This window comes from Aridibaculum aurantiacum, from assembly GCF_017355875.1.
GTDB classification, from domain to species: domain Bacteria; phylum Bacteroidota; class Bacteroidia; order Chitinophagales; family Chitinophagaceae; genus Segetibacter; species Segetibacter aurantiacus.
Genome location: NZ_JAFEWC010000002.1, coordinates 346,418 through 364,630 on the forward strand (window position 1 = coordinate 346,418; position 18,213 = coordinate 364,630).

The window sequence follows — 18,213 nt, forward strand, 5'->3', positions numbered from 1 at the left end:
ATGTACGGCATCAAGATCTTCTATCACCAACATCCTGGTGAATGGATACTCATTCCTTCACCTCCTTTTCTCTAATGTTTTTATTGCATTTGAATTCCCCCCATTATTCAACTATTACTTCTTCATTATGAGAAAACTTTACGCGTTTTTATTTTTTACGATGTGCTTGTTTGGAATAAGTCCTTCCACTACAGGCCAAACAGTAACCATAGAAGGTACTGGCACAGCCAGCAGCCATCTTTACGGTCCCATCTATACGTGGAATGCAGCGCCCCGTAGCTACAGGAGCGCACTTATCTATCCAAAAACTTTGCTCACAGGTATGCAGGCTGGTAGTATCATTACGCAGCTATCATTTAGTCGTGGTGCAGATGGTGTATCGCTTCCTGCCGGGAACAACCTGAAACTTTACCTGATGAACACCACTCTCAACGATTGGGGTTCTGGCTCACTTCCGTGGGATGTGTCAGGAGCTGTATTGATATACGATGGAGATCCTGCCAACATTATTGGAAGTACAGCAGGTTATAAGGGATTTCCTGCCATGCAATCATTTACCTACTCAGGAGATAACCTGGTTGTTTTTTCTGAATATGCACAAGTGGCTGCTCCATCAAGTACCATAGGATGGCATTATAATACATCTACCACACAGCCTGCTTATTCTACCAATCAAATCAAGTATACGGCTAACAGTAATACGACAATGCCTGCTTCGCTTGGCTCAAGCAATGCCAACCATGCTAATATGATCATTGATTATGCTGCCAGTGGTCCATGTACCAATCCTCCTATGGCAGGTACTGCTGAATCAAATCCTGCCACGGCTGTGTGCAGTGGAGCTTCTGTAAGTTTAAACCTAACTGGTAATACAAGCGGTACTGGTCAAACTTACCAATGGCAGGAAGCGTCAGACCCTGCAGGTCCTTATACCAATTTTGGTTCTGCTTCAAATACTGCATTCGTTACGGTTAATCCTACCACTACTACGTACTATCGCGCAGTGGTTACTTGTAATGGCGTTAGCGATACATCGCAACCCGTAACTGTTATTGTTACTCCGCCAATGTCCGGCAGCTATACCATCAACAACGGCCTGCCAAGTGGCAGTGGTAACTTCCAGACATTTGCTGAAGCCATCAATAGCCTTACTTGTGGTATCAATGGCCCGGTACGTTTTGATGTAACACATGGTGTGTACAATGAACAGGTAGTTATCCCTGCAATACCTGGTGCATCTGCTACTAATACAATTACTTTCAAAGGTAATCTTGCTACTATTTCTTTCAATTCTACTACCTCTGGTTCACGTGCTGGTATCACGCTTAATGGTGCAGATCATATCATCATCGACAGCCTGAATGTAGATGCAGGCACAGGAACTTATGGCTGGGGTATATTACTTACCAACCAGGCAGATTCCAATGTCATTTCCAATTGCCAGGTCACTACTAATACCTCTGCTACAACTACCAATTATGGTGGTATTGTTATCAGTGGCTCTGCTACTTCGTTAAGCTCAGCTGGTAACAATGGTAACTATAACCTGATAACTGGCAATACGGTAACGGGTGGTTATTATGGTATATCAGCTTATGGTAGCACAACCACATACAACAAAGGAAATGTGATCAGCAACAACCTGGTGACCGACTATTACTACTACAGCATTTACAGCTATGGTAACGATAGCATCACCATCAGCAGCAACGAGCTAACAAGACCAACACGTACCAGCGTTTCCAGTTACAATCTCTATTTATCATCAAGTACCGGAATTTTGGCAGAGAAGAACAGGATGCACAACTTGTTTGGTGGTGCTACCTCTAGTACTTCTGCCTTCTATAATATTTACATCAGCACTTCTGGTACAGCTACTGCTGTAAACAGGTTGGAGAATAACCTGGTGTATAATATCAACAATGGTGGCGGAGCTATATACGGAGTATATGCATTAGGCTACAACTACTGGAATATTTACCACAACACCATAGTACTAGACGATGCTGCTGCTACTGCAGGTACCACCTATGGTATATATGCATATGGTTCTACGGAAATGCATGTAAAGAACAACATCGTATACATCACTCGTGGTGGTACGGGTACAAAATATGCCCTGTATTATTCTACTACAGGTGTTACATCTTCTAACAACAACGTGCTGTACATGAATGCACCTGCAGGAACAAACAACCTGGCATATCACAGTACAGCTTATGCTACACTGGCTGATTGGCAGCAGGCACCTGCAGGTTACGACCAGAACAGCCTTAGCTTAGATCCTATGTTCCAGGCGCCGGGAGCTGGCGACTTCAAACCAATGGAGCCGAACATCAACAACATGGGCGACAACGTAGGTGTAACAACAGATATATTGGACAGTGCACGTTTGGTAACAGCACCTGATCCTGGAGCATACGAGTTTCAGCTGCCTGCATGTACCAATCCTCCTGTTCCTGGTATGGTATCTACAAGTGAAATGAATGCATGCGCCGGAGCAGAATTCACGCTTGATCTTTCTGGTAACAGTGCAGGTGAATACCAGCTTTACCAGTGGCAGTCATCTACAGATAACATCAACTTTACAAACATTGGTGCTGCGCAAACAATAACTTCATACACCACATCGCAACAAACCAGTACATGGTATAGAGCAATGGTAACATGTAGTGGAGGCGCACCAGTATATTCTGATACAATACTTGTTTCCACGCCAGCATTTGTGTCAGGAACATTTAGCATCAATAGTGGCCAGCCTACAGGTGGTGGCAGCTTCCAGACATTTACTGAAGCAATTAACCACATTAAGTGCGGCATCAATGGTCCTGTAGTATTGAATGTAGCGCCAGGAAGCAGCTACAACGAACAGTTTACCATTCCTGCTATTGCGGGTACTTCGGCTACTAACACCATTACTATAAATGGTAACGGAGCATATATTTCTTATACTTCTACATCATCGTCGGACAGGGCCATCATCAAACTGGATGGTGCAGATTATGTAACTGTTGATAGCTTATTCATAACAGCTACCGGCTCTGCCACTACAGAATATGGTTATGGTATACAGCTGGTGAATGATGCAGATCACAACACGATCACAAGAAACACGATCATGTTGACATCAACTCCTGCAACTGCTGCATCATCAGCTTTTGCCGGTATAGTAGTAAACAGCAGTGGTGCTACTTCACCTACAGGTACAGGCGATAGCAGGAGCGATAGTAACTACATTGCCCACAACAGGATCTCCGGAGGCTATTCTGGTATATCACTTACAGCAAGTGGTACCACCAGCAACATCTTTGGAAACGTAGTTGCTAATAATATTATAGAAGACTTCTACCTGTATGGTATTTACCTGAATGGTACACATGGTACTGTAGTAGAAGGTAACGACATAAGCAGGATGACACGTAGTTCTGTTAGCACATTTAACGGAGTGTACATGAGTACAGGAAATGTAGGTGTGCATATTAACAGGAACAAAATTCACGATGCATTTAATGGTAACACCAGCAGTACCAGTGCAGCATATGGCGTGTATACTTCAGGTAGTGACGCCACAGCTGCTAATCCAAACATCATTAGTAACAATATGATCTTTGGTTTCAACAACGCCGGTACACAGTATGGTATTTATAATACAGGCTCCGATAGCGCGAAGTACTATTTCAATTCTATCCTGCTTGATGGACAGGCTAATACTTCTACCACTTATGTTACACGTGGTATATACCAAACCACCCTTGCATATGGATTGGAGTTCAAGAATAATATAATAGTTGTAAGCAGGCAGAGCGTTGGCCAGAACCATGGTATTTATATGAATACTGCTACCACTACTTTCGTATCAGATCACAACAATATTTATGTTCCTACTGCTACCGGTTCAGTTAATAATGTTGGATATGCCGGTGGATCAGAATATATCACCTTGGCTGACTGGAAAACAGGAACATCGCAAGATGCAAATTCGTGGAGCGTAGATCCTCTGTTTGTTTCTTCATCTGATCTTCATCTGATTGCAGGTTCGCCTATGGATGATAAAGGCACTCCTGTAGGAATAACAACAGATATTGATGGCGATGCAAGAGATGCTAATACGCCTGATATAGGTGCTGATGAAATGCCATTGAGCACAGGCGTAGATCTTCAAATGGTAGGGTTGGTTTCTCCTTTATCCACAACTACTTGTTACAACCAGGAGCCTGTTGTGGTTGAAATAAAGAACAACAGCCAGAATCCAATAAGCTTTGCAAACAACAATGCTACTGTAGTAGTAGAAGTAACCGGAGCTACAAATGCTAACTTCTCTGCAATAGTAGATACAGGTTCACTAGCTAGCGGTGAAACCAGGTTGATAACGCTTAGTCCTGCAACACTTAATATGAGTGCTCCGGGTGGTTACACTTTTAAAGCTACAGTGGCTGTTAATGGTGATGTGAATCCAGCCAATGACCAGGCGCCAATTGTAACATTGACAAAAGAAACACTTGCCGCAGGTAATATAGAAGCTGAATCTACTGATCTATGCTTGAGTGGTACGCCATCAATGAAACTGCAGAACGTGCAAGGTTATGGTTCATTGCAGTGGCAGCAAAGTACTACAACGGGTACCGGGTTTGTAGACATTGCCGGTGCTACCGATACTGTATACACTGCAGCTGCACCTATCAACCAGACCATGTACTACAGGGTTATAGCTGTGTGTGGCAGTGACTCTGCTACTTCTCCGGAACAAATTATAGTAGTAACCCAGCCATTGGTGATGAATACCACCTCAGGTGCACGTTGCGGAAGTGGAACAGTAACTATGAGCGCAACCGCAAATGCAGGTGCTACCATTCATTGGTATAAAGATGCTATTGGCGGAGCACCTTTGTATACAGGAAACTCCTTTACCACAACCATTAGCTCAGATACCAGCTTCTTTGTGTCTGCTTCTATTGGTGGTGCAAATGAAACAGTAGGAGCACCAAACAATTCCATAGGAACGACCAGTGCATACGCTACTGATTTTTATTACCTGACCTTTGATGTGCTACAACGCGTTACCATCAGGTCGGTGGATGTTTATCCAAATGTGGCAGCAGGTACATCGGCTTATATAGAAATACTCAACAATACAGGGTCTGTACTTCATAGCATACCATACACTACAACTGTAGCAAGTGGAAGTGTGCAGACCGTGCCGCTAAATGTAACCCTGCCTGCCGGTTCTTATCGTATGAAGCAAGGTTCTGGTTCAGGTAATTATATATCCTTGTTTAGAAATACAACAGGCGGGTCATTCCCTTACCAGTCGCAGGCGCTTAATATTACCGGTCACAACCTTTCTGGTAGCCCGCAGTACTATTATTTCTTCTACAACTGGCAGATCTCTACAGGCTGCGAAAGTGGACGTACAGAAGTACTGGCTACGGTGAATGATTGTGCGATGCCGGTAACGCTGGTAAATTTTAAAGGTGAGCGTAAAGGAGAGGTGAACCAACTGGATTGGACAACACTAACAGAAGTGAACAATGCAGGATTCGAACTACAACGCAGTGCAGATGGTGCAGCGTTTACTAAGCTGGCTTATGTAGCCTCAAGAACTGTTGATGGCAACAGCACCAGTAGTCTTACTTACACATTTGATGATGTAAGACCATTTGCAGGCAACAGCTACTACAGGCTGAAGCAACTGGATAAGGATGGTAAGTTTAGCTACTCACCGGTTGTTTTGATCAAAGGAGCTAAAGCCAATTCTGTAATCATCAGCAGCATTTACCCTAACCCGGTAAGGAACCAGCTGAATATGGTAGTTGCAGCACCATCAGCAGAAAAGGTGAACTTGCTGGTAACAGACTTTAGTGGTAAAGTGGTGATACAGCAAGCCGCCCAACTTGTAAGTGGCGATAACCAACTACAGGTACCGGTGCAGCAACTGTCTTCAGGTACATACATTATTAAGGCAATATGTGCCAATGGATGTGAAACTGCAGTTCACAAATTTGTGAAGCAGTAACTTTTATGCTATAGTTTCAAAGGCCTTGCACTATGCAAGGCCTTTGTTGTTATTCTAGTTTTGAAAAGACAAAATTGAGAAGGAGAAACCTAATGATCCATCCTTGCGGCTTCCTCAAGTTTGGCTATATCCATCTTATTCATTTGAAGCATGGCATCCATCACACGTTTTGCCTGTTGAGCATCCTGCACATAAATCAGCCGTTGCAAAGCGGAAGGTATGATCTGCCACGACACACCAAACTTGTCCTGGAGCCAGCCGCACCGTTGCTGTTGTCCTCCGGCAGAAAGCTTTTCCCATAGTTCATCTACCTCTTCCTGTGTTTCACAGTTTACAAATAAAGAAATGGCAGGAGAGAATGAGAACATCGGCCCGCCGTTCAATGCCATGAATTGCTGCCCTTCTAACCAAAATGTAGCAGTAAACAAACTTCCTTTGGCGCCAGGCATGCTGCCATTGTTATACACTTTGTGACCTATTTCAGAATTTTTGAAGATGCCGGTATACATTTCAATGGCCTCTTCAGCATTATCATTGAACCATAGAAAAGGAGTTATTTTTTGCATATATATTTATTTTATTAAATAGCAAACTAGCATTCCTTTCTAAAAACCTGCAGGTATTTTTACGGCAAAATGCGGGTATTTACGGTTTTTCTTATAAATAATTTCTATTGCTTTTTTGACAAAATAGTAAGTATAACATTAGAAATAGAGCAGGCTATTTCGAAGAAAATACATGAACAAATGATGGTAAATAACCTGCGGAGTAATAAGCTTATCTAAAAAAATGCAGCCATTATCTTTTTATTAACCTCTGTATAAATAGTAGGAGTGAAACTGTAAAGAAGGTGAATTTATATTATGATATACAATTAAGTTGTAATCTGTATAGACGCATAATGCATTTCAATTTATTTGGATTTGATGTGCTAGTGAGCTTGAAATGCTGATGGGGAGGGCTTTTCAGCAAATTAATGAGAGAGGAAAAACGTGAGTTGGGAATTTATTCTACATTAAAATTTGCCACTTTTTGTGCCGAGCGGTAAAAAAGTTTGTGAATTAACCTATTTTTAGAACGTCATTTTAAACACCCCCAAATAATTCATTGATGTTTTTTTACAAAGAGCACCCTATCGAGTGGCGTTTGATTCCTTCACCGCCTTTTCTACAGTAGTTGCCGATTGCCCCAGTGAACTATACATATAACGATATTTTTTTGCCGCTATTATTTGATCTCTAGATTTTTTTTTCAAACTCGTTCATGATGAGAAAACTTTTTACACTGCTTTTCCTTTTTGTACTTTCTTGTGTTACAGTTTCAACGGCCCAGACCGATATTGCTATTGGAACTGGAAACGTAGGAAATGGTACAACAACCTACCCTGCCCCGTTACAAGACTACTGGGAAGGACACAGGCAGCAATACCTTTACCGTGCTTCGGAACTGACCGCTGCAGGTATGGGGCCTGGTTTCATTAGCGCTCTTAAGTGGAATGTGCTTGCGCTAACTACCAGTACAAATGCTTTCCCTGCGCTAGAGCAGTACACCATCAAAATAGGAGGAACTACAATTGCTTCGCTTGGTACTACTACCTGGGAGCCTGTAAGCAGCACGGTATACGGACCGATAGACTACCTGCCGGTGATGGGTGTAAATACGTTCAATTTCTCACAACCTTTCTTTTGGAATGGAACAGATAATATAATAGTAGAAGTATGCGGCGGCGATCCTAATAATGCTTCTGACTTATATTATACAAATAATAGCGTAATTCCCTGGACTACCGGTTTGTCGTTTAATGCATCTAGAGTATACGCAGCAGATAATTTAGGTAATGCTTGTGGTACAACCTTAAATACTAATGGCTCTGCTACCACTACAGCTACCTCTCGTCCTAATGTTACTTTTAGCTGGACACCTGCTGCTACTTGCAACGGCATGCCAACTGCAGGAAATGCAGTTTCTACATTAACCACCATCCTTTGTGCTGGTTCTAATTTTACCGTTAGTTTATCTGGCGCCACTGTGGCAACAGGGCTTACTTACCAGTGGCAATCTTCTACTGATAATGTAAACTTCACCAACATAGCTGCAGGTACTTCTTCTAATTATACAACTACACAAACAGCTCCTGTAATGTATTACAGGGCAATCGTTACTTGTGGTGGTCAAAGTGCTACTTCTGGTTCAGTACAGGTAACCGTTAATACTGCACCGCAATACGCTACACTACCTTACAACGAAAGCTTCGAAAATGAATGGCTGAGTGCATGTAACACAAGAGAACTTCCTAACCAGTTCTGGAGAAATACTCCAGGTACAGGCAACAACTCGTGGAGAAGAAATGATGATGGTGCTTCTGGTGCATGGACATCTATAACTACCGGAGCATATACTCCTACAGGTTCTGTAGGAAATTTCTCTGCACGTTTTCATAGTGACATAGCTACCAACGGTTCTAAAGGTCAACTAGATCTTCACTTTGATGGTAATACTGCTGCTTCTGCTAAAAGGCTGATGTTTGATTACATCAACACAACAGGTAATGATAGCCTTGTTGTATTACTTTCTACAAATGGCGGTACCAGCTTTGTTCGCTTAGACAGCTTCAGAACTACTTCTGCATGGTCTACCAAAACCATCACATTTACTACTACATCCGCTACCAGTATCATTCGTTTTGAAGGAACTGCAGATGCTGGTGTAAGTGACATTGGTCTAGATAATATTATACTTACAACATTTGCTGATTGTTCAGGCACGCCAGTAGGTGGAACCACAAGTACTACTAAAACCAACGTATGTGTTGGTGAAACATTTACCATCAGCTTTACTGGCTCTACAGATGGAAATGGTATAAGCTACCAATGGCAGCGTTCTATAGATGGTGGAACTACCTGGACTGATATCACTGGTCAAACCGGTTTTACCTATACAGGTACACAAGTACAAACTACATTATATAGAGTATTAGTAAGATGTAGTTTCTCAAACGCTTCAGCTCCTTCTACAGCTGTACAGGTTAGCTCACCTACACCTGTTATAGGTAATTATACCATAAACAATGGTGCACCTACCAATATACCAGCAAGAACTTTCAACAGTTTCAACGATGCCTATAACTTTATTAAGTGCGGTATTGCCGGCGCAGTTACATTCAATGTTCAGACCTCTAACGTAGGTCCTTACAACGAGCAGCTGATCATGGATGCCGTTCCTGGTGCATCTCAAACTTTTACGGTTACATTCAAAGGAGATGGTACAGCAGCAATTGGTTTCAATGCTACTACCAATACACAGCGTGCGATCATCAAACTTCGTGCAGCTGACCATATCATCTTTGATAGCCTGATCATTAATGCGAATACAGGTACTTATGGTTACGGTGTACAGCTGGTGAATATTACCGGAGGCGATGGTGCTGACTTCAACGTAGTAAGGAATTGTATTATCAATAGTTCCATGACTGCAAGCAACGGAAACTTTGCAGGTATTGTTGTTAGCGGATCTGACACCGATCCTATAGCTACAGGTTCTAATGTAGTAGCCGATAACAACACCTTTGAGAATAATACCATCATTGGTGGTTTCTACGGTATCACTTTAAGTGCAACATTTACCGGGGGTGCAAATGGTAACAACAACATCTTATATAATGACATCAAGGATTTCCATCAGACAGGTATATATATAGCTGGTAGCTACGGAACGAACGTAGTAGGCAATCGCCTTCACCGCCCAAGCCGTACTACAGTTGGTGCTTTCACAGGTATATTGGCTACTGCCCAAAAGAGCACTTTGCTTAATGTAGCAAAGAACAGGATCTATAATCCTTATGGTGGTGCACCTACTAATGCAAGCACCTTTACCGGTATCAGCTTCGAGAATGCAGATGGTACTTCAGGTACAGGTGAAAACTTTGTTTCTAACAACTCTATCTTCCGTATCAATGGTAATGGTGCATGGACTGGTATCAACAACATCAGCTCAGACTATGTGTATTACATGCACAATACAATAGACTTCAATGACTCTGCTTCAACAGCTACGGCTGCTACAAGAGCGTTCAACCAGCAGACAGCGGCAGCTTCATTGTTCTTCTATAATAATATGATCTCTATTACCCGCGGTGGTTCAGGAAGTAAGCATGCAATGTACCTGGCTTCAGGTACACTGGCTGGTCTTGACTTCAATAACTACTTTGTAGGAAATGTAGGGACCAACAACTTCACCGGCTTCCTTTCTTCCAATCGTGCTACACTGGCTGATTGGAGAACTGCAACCAATGATGAAGCAGGTTCTTATGCCATCAATCCTTATTTCGTTAACAGGGCAAGCGACGACAGGATACCTGGTAATGCTGCCATAGACAATAAAGGTTTATTTGTAGGTGTTCCTGATGATATCAATGACGTTCCACGTGCTGATGGTACGCCTACACCTACCAATCCAAATGGTAATCCTGATATTGGAGCACACGAGTTCACACCTCCCCCATGCGTTATTCCACCAGCTACAGGTCCGGTGGCAATCACTCCAACAATCACTTGTCAAAATACGCCAGTGTCTTTGACAGCCAATGTAGGTCCTTACGGTTCTGCACAAACATTCCAGTGGCAAACATCAACTACACAAAGCGGAACATACACCAGCATAGGCACACCAATGAACACGCCTGATACAACTATCATGGCATCATCTACATTATGGTATCGTCTTGCTATCACATGTTCTGGTGTTACAGTATTTACTGATGCTGTTCAATTAACAGTTAATCCTGCTTTACCAGCAGGTACTTATACCATCAACAATGGCCAGCCTACTACTTATGCAGGTCCAAATACAGGTACCAACTTCGCTAGCTTCAACGATGCTAAAAATGCAATGTTTTGTGGTATACTAGGTGCAGTTACTTTTAATGTAGATGCTAACTCTGGTCCTTATGTGGAGCAACTGATACTTGATAGCATTAAAGGTGCAAGTGAAATCTTTACCGTTACATTCAATGGTAATGGTAGAACCATTCGCTTCAGCCCTTCTAGTACAAGTGGAAATGAAAGAGCTGTTATTAAGCTGAAGGGTGCAGATCACATTATTTTTGATAGCCTGGTGATAGATGCAACCGGTGGTACGTTTGGTTATGGTGTTCAGCTAATAAACAATGCTGACTCTAATACCATCCGCAGGTCTACAATCATTACTCCGGTAACTACCAGCACCAACTTTGCAGGTATAGTAGTAAATGCTACTGATGCAGGTGTAATAGCAACTGGTAATACCCTAAGCGATGGCAACACCTTCCAGGGTAATACAGTGATCGGAGGCTTCTATGGAGCTACTCTTATAGGAAGCACAACTTCTACAGCATACATCAACAACAATAAGTTCATAGGTAACACCTTCAGGGATTTCTACTCTACAGGTATACAGGTAACTGGTACATCTAATACAGTGATAGAAGGTAACAGGTTTAGTCGCCCGACTATCACCAACCATCCTACTATTGTATATGGAGTATTTGCTACCGTTGCTCCTAGCTTACGTTTGAAGATCACAAGGAACAGGTTCCATAACTTCTTTACCGCTACTCCTACAAGTACATCTGTTTTCTATGGTGTAAACCATAACAACGTAGATGTGTCTTCTGGTAGTGAAAATGAGGTAAGCAACAACCTGTTCTATAACATTGAGCACAATGGACCACTGTACGCTATGTACAACACCAGCGCCGACAATGTTAACTACTACCATAACACTGTTTCTTTAGATAATACTGCAAGTACTGCTACAGGTGCTACTGCTGGTTTCTTCCAGACAACAACTGCAGTTGGTATCAACTTCCAGAACAACTTGATCACCATTTCACGTGGTGGTAATGGTTTGAAGCACGGGCTTTACCTGGCTACTACTGCAAGTGAAATAATCTCAGACTACAACAACATCTTCCTGAATGGCACTAACAGCTATTTTGGTTTCAGCGGTGGTAACAGGCTTTCTTTGGCTGACTGGCGCCTTGCTACTAATAAGGATATGAATTCGTTTGACATCAATCCACTTTATGTAGATAGTGCCAACGGTAACTATGCTCCTGGCATCACACCACTAAACGACAAAGGAAACTTTGTAGGAGTATCGGTTGATATCAACCTGGCTCCAAGACCAACAGATCCGAATGCACCGGCTCCAACGCCACGTCCTGATATCGGTGCTTTTGAATTTATGCCACCAACATGTGCTAACCCTCCTGTTGCAGGTACAGCTACAGTTACACCAAACAGCAGTATCTGTTTGGAGACGCCACTGCGCCTTGACATCACAGGTCATTCACCTGTTGGTTCTATTACTTTCCAATGGTTCTCATCTCCTGATGGCACCAACTGGACTCCATTAAGCGGCATCCAGTACGGACCACGTTACGATACATTGGCAACTACCAACACATACTACCGTGCAGCGGTAACATGTAATGGCGTTACTACATTCACAAACGTAGTACAGGTAACACTTGGCAACATATTGCCAGCAGGTACCTATACTATCAGCTCAAGCCCTACCACATACCCAGGCGGAACAAACTTCCAGGGTTTCCAATCTGCAGTTAATGCAATGCAGTGTGGTATTGGTGGTAAAATAGTATTTAATGTAGCTGCAGGTACTTACGACGAGCAGATTAGGATCGGTAACATTCGTGGTGTAACAGCTGCGAGAACTGTAACCTTCCAATCAGCTAACGGCGATCCTTCAAGTGTAAACCTTACTTACAATTCTACTACTGCTACTAACTATACTTTAAGGTTAGACAGCACCAGGTACTTCATATTTAAGAACCTGACCATTAGCGCAACCAATGCTACATTCGGTCGTGCAGTAGAACTGGCTGGTAATTCTTCTTACGACAGCATTCTTAATTGCGTGATAACTACTCCTGTTGCCGGTGCATCTACACCTAATATAGTTGGTGTATACGCAGGAGGTTTCCGTGGTACGGAGATCGTTGTAAAAGGAAACACGATCAACAATGGTTCTTATGGTGTGTTCTTTACCGGTGTAGGACAGGCAGCTAACCTAACAGTTAACCAGCTGATTGATAGCAACACTGTGAATAATGCTTTTGCATACGGTATCTATACCAGCTTCCATAAGCGTGCAAACATTACACGTAATACGGTAAATGTTACTTCGCCTGCTTCACCTACTACTTATGGTATCTATGCCAACGATAATGACTCTGTCTTCAACATCTCTGGCAACCGTGTGAACATCAACAACACTACATCTAATGTGTATGGTATCTATGTAAACAATAGTGACAGTTCGCTTACTGAACTCAGCAGGCTAGCTAATAACATTGTTGCATCTACTGGTACCAATACAGGATGGTTGTATGGTATATACATGAACAACTCTCATGGTCACATGGCAGTTAACAACGTGGTATCGCTAAATAATACCGGCACCACTTCATGGGGATTATGGACAAACTCCACCGGTACATCGTACTGGAATAACTCGATTAAGTTGACTGCAACATCTACAACCAACGGTTACGCAGCCTACTTCCAAACTACGGCTAGCACAAACATGAGCATTCGCAACAACATCTTTAGCAATGAGGGTGGTGGTAGAGCCATGTATGTAAATGCTACAAACCAAAGCGGTGCATCAGATTACAACATGTTGTATACAACAGGTAGTGTACTGGTACAACGTGGAACACCAGCAGCCAGCTTCAATACCCTTGGAGCATGGTCTACAGCAAGCTTCTGGGATGCAAATTCAATAGTATACCAACCGGCATTTGCAAATAATACCACCCTGCAACCAAACCTTTCTAACCCGGATGTTTGGGCTATGCATGGACGTGGTGTGCAGATACCTGCAAACAATGTAGATTTCAATGGTCAGGCTCGTCCTACCACACTTACAGCTGGTGTGCCAGACCTGGGTGCTTATGAATTCTATCCAACAGTACAGCCAACTGTACTAACAGCTATACCGGCAGTACCAGCGCCAAATACTACACAGGCCTTCATGTATGGAACCGATACAGTAATGAAGGTGACATGGGGTGCAACTGCTCCGCCAACAGTAGAAGGTAGAAGGTTCTCTGGAGTAGTGCCGCAAGGCTTACCTGCTGGAATGGACTCTATGTACTTCTATACTAAACTTGAGTCTCCTGCCGGCGGAACATTTCCGTACACTATGGAGCTGTTCTACCTTGATCCTTGGCAGGGTTCTATACCAGATCAAAATCAACTTGGTCTTGGTAAAACAACACCTTCTCTTGTGAATTGGGTTGTTGGCTTTAGCAGCAGGGTAGAAGTGAGAAGAAAACTCATCCGTCAAACTAATCTTGACTTCTTTGATAAGTTCACTGGATTATTAAATCCATATGCACCACCGGTACTTCCTGAAAAGGACAGCTCGAACCGTGGTCGCAAATTCTGGGTAGCTTATGGACACCACCAGAGCATGGGTGATGGTGGAAGCTCAGGTGCACAGAACATGGTGCTTTACCTGAGTGCACAAGAGCCTACTACAGTTAAAGTAACATTGAACAGTACCGGCTGGACACGTACTTATAACATTCCAGCTAACACGGCTATAGCTACAGATCCAATGCCTAAAGTTGTAGGTGGTGATGACGCAAGGATCGTGAATGAAGGCTTCTTTAACCGGGGCATCAGTATAGAAAGCCAGGAACCGATAGAGGCTTATGCTCATACTTATGATGGAGCAAACTCTGGCGCTACCATGCTATTCCCTGTTGGTGTGTACGGGTATGAATACATCACGCTTAACTCGTCGCAGTACTATGCTTCCAATACTTACTCATGGTCGCTGGTAATTGCAGATAAGGATAATACTGTTGTAGAAATTACACCGTCTGTTACCACACGTGCTGGTCGACCTGCAGGTGTACCATTCACTGTTACACTAAACAAAGGTGAGGTGTACAACATCATGGGTACAACCAGCGGTTCTGCAGGTACGGATCTTACAGGTACCAAATTCAAATCAATTCCTAACTCAAATGGTGATTGTTTCCCAATAGCTGTTTTTGCAGGTAGCAGCCGTACTGCCCTGTGTAATACTTCTAACGGTGATAACATGATCAACCAAATCTTCCCTTACTCAGCGTGGGGTAAGCGTTATGCTACATTCCTTACTGCTCAGTCTACATCTACTACCAATTACAACACTAATAAGTTTAGAGTTCTGGTAAAAGATCCAACTACCATTGTTATGGCAAATGGTAACCAGCTTACGGGTATGGTTACGCCAGGCAACTACTATGATTTCTTTATTAACTCAGCTGGTGCTGCTAACGCTGGGGTGTACATAGAAGCTGATAAACCAGTACTGGTGGCTCAATACCTGATCTCAACTTCTGCTACCACTGGTGGTGCAAATGGTTGTCCTGGTATTACTTCTCCAACGGGTGTTGGTGATCCATCAATGATCTACCTGAGCCCGATAGAGCAGGGTATTAAAAAAGCGATTTTCTACAACACAAATGCAAGTGCAATTACTGGTAACTATATAAATGTGGTGATACCTACACCAGGTTTGGCATCACTTAAGATAGATAACCAGTCTGTGTTCACGCATACTTTCCCACATCCTACTTTGCCGGGTTATACCTGCGTAAGGCAGAACCTGCCGGCAACTGCAGGCCAGCACAGTATTGAAAGTGACTCTGCCTTTACTGCCATCACTTATGGTTTAGGTAGTGTAGAAAGTTATGGTTACCTGGCAGGTACGTTGGTGAAGAGTTTAAATGCATTAGGTGCAATCAACAACACACTGGATACCTTGAACCAATCACACGAGTATACCTGCGTTGGTTCACCGTTCAGGATTACTGCGCTGCTTCCGCTTCAGCCAACCAGCATTACATGGAAATTCAGTGCTGTTCCTGGTTTGAACCCTGGCCGCGATACAACGATCAGCAACCCGGTTTCTCTTAGCACGCAAGTGATCAATGGAACTACTTATTATGAATATTCAGTAAACCAGGACTTCACACTTGCTACTCCAGGTTTGTACCCAGTGCAGATATTCTATGCACACCCGGATGTAGAAAGCTGCGACAACACGCGTCGTGATGTGATCTACATACAGGTACTGCCTTCACCAAAGACCAACTTCACTATCAACTTTACAGGTTGTGAAGGCGAGACAGCACAATTTGTTGGTGATGCGCAAACTGACAATGGTGTAACCATCAACAACTGGAGATGGACATTCCATGATAACAGTGTAACTACTGGTCAAAATACCAGCTATACCTATAACACACCTGGAACCTTCAACGTTACCTTACGTACCGTTACACCGGATGGATGTTTGGGTGATAGTACCAAACCTGTAGTGGTTAATCCTAAGCCTGTAGTCAACGTGGTTACAGATTCTCTGAATGCTTGTACGGGTGCTTCTGTTACTTATAACGTTGCTAACCCTGCAACTGGTGTCACCTACAACTGGTATAGTACTTCTACCGGTGGTACACCAATCAGTACAGGTACAAGTTTCACAATTAATCCTATCACAGGACCGGCAGAATACTTTGTAGAAGCTGTTTCTGCAGTGGGATGTACAAGTGATGTTCGCAAACGTGTGGTACTAACAACATTGTCACCATTTGCTCCTACAGTAGCAACGGTTACAGGTTCCGGACCAAGCTCTGTAACATTTACTTGGACAGCAGTACCAGGTGCTAGTTCTTACCAGGTATCATTAGATAACGGTGTTACATTTATAACGCCAAGCTCAGGTGCTCAAGGGCTTACTCACACTGCTTCTGGTCTATCTACTTTACAATCTGTTTGTATCATAGTTAGAGCTAACGGAAGCACACCGTGCGAAACAAGTATATCAGCCCCTGTATGTGGTTGTGCGGTTTCATCGGCTGTGGTAGTTACAGACTCTATAGCTGTATGTAGCGGTGCAGACGCAACCTTCAATATTCAATCACCAGCAGCAGGTGTTACCTACACATGGTACAATGCAGCAACCGGTGGTACTGCGGTAGGTACAGGATCTACATTTACTGCAACAGCCATTACAGGAACCAGCCAATTCTGGGTAGAACAAACAACTGCCGCAGGATGTAGCAGTGCAGTAAGAACAAGAGTTGTTGCAAGTGTATTAACTGCATTAGCGCAGCCGGTTGTAACAGTGAGTGGAGCAAACGCTACTTCAGTATCCTTTACATGGGCTGCTGTACCAGGTGCAACAGGTTACCAGGTTTCTACCAATGGTGGTACTACTTTCGGTGCAGTTTCTACCAATACTACACATACTGTAAGTGGTCTTACAAGTCTTCAGTCTGTATGTATCATAGTAAGAGCGGTAGGTGCTAACAGTTGTCAGAATAGCCAGTCTACAGAAGTATGTGGATGTAATGTTTCTACTGTTGTTGTTACACCAACTACTACTTCTATATGTAGCGGTTCTACTACTACATTCAATGTACAGTCACCTGTAGCAGGAAGCAACTACAACTGGTACACTACAGCTACTGGTGGTACGCCTATCTACACAGGATCAAGCTTTACAACACCAGCTGTTACAGGTACTACAGAATATTTTGTAGAACAATCAGCAGGAGGATGTACTAGTCCTACACGTACAAGGGTAGAGGTAACAGTACTGGCTCCATTGGCAGTGCCTGTACCAACTATGACGTCAGCTACCGCTAACAGCATCACGTTTACATGGTCTGCTGTACCGGGTGCTACAGGTTACCAGGTTTCTACCGACAACGGAACAACATTCGGCGCAGTTACTTCCAGTACTACACATACGATTACAGGATTGAACCCAATGCAGCAAGCTACAATTGTGGTGAGAGCAGTAGGCAATATTGCTTGCCAGAACAGTACATCGGCTGCGGTTACGGGTAGATCATTAGGCGACCAGGTATTTATACCAAACACCTTTACACCAAACGGTGACGGAGTGAACGACGTTCTGCAGGTGTATGGTGATATAGTAAGAGAAGTTGTATTTATGGTCTTCAACCAGTGGGGTGAAAAGATCCATGAATCTAGAGACAAAAACAGGGTTTGGGATGGTACCTCAAAAGGTAAAAACCAACCTGTGGGGGTTTATATATATGCTTGCCGTGTGACATTGCTTGACGGATCAGTGATAGAGAGAAAAGGCTCAATAAACCTTGTGAGATAATAACT

3 protein-coding genes are annotated in these 18,213 nt (G+C 43.2%); 2 read left to right on the top strand and 1 reads right to left on the bottom strand.

The window, feature by feature from the left end; all coding sequences use genetic code 11:
- The first annotated feature begins 127 nt into the window (after positions 1–127).
- Positions 128–6,013: an Ig-like domain-containing protein gene (locus tag J4N22_RS13010; RefSeq protein WP_207495230.1), complete on the top strand. Its 5,886-nt coding sequence runs from the start codon at positions 128–130 to the stop codon at positions 6,011–6,013.
- Positions 6,014–6,102: 89 nt separating this feature from the next.
- On the opposite strand, the gene J4N22_RS13015 is transcribed toward J4N22_RS13010, so the two are convergent.
- Entirely contained in the window at positions 6,103–6,579 is a 477-nt protein-coding gene (locus J4N22_RS13015; protein WP_207495232.1) for a VOC family protein, read from the bottom strand.
- Between the two features lie 697 nt (positions 6,580–7,276).
- Between J4N22_RS13015 and J4N22_RS13020 the strand changes: the two genes are divergently transcribed.
- The gene (locus tag J4N22_RS13020) at positions 7,277–18,208 is read left to right on the top strand and encodes an Ig-like domain-containing protein (protein ID WP_207495234.1); all 10,932 of its coding nucleotides are present in this window, start codon (positions 7,277–7,279) and stop codon (positions 18,206–18,208) included.
- Positions 18,209–18,213: the final 5 nt, after the last annotated feature.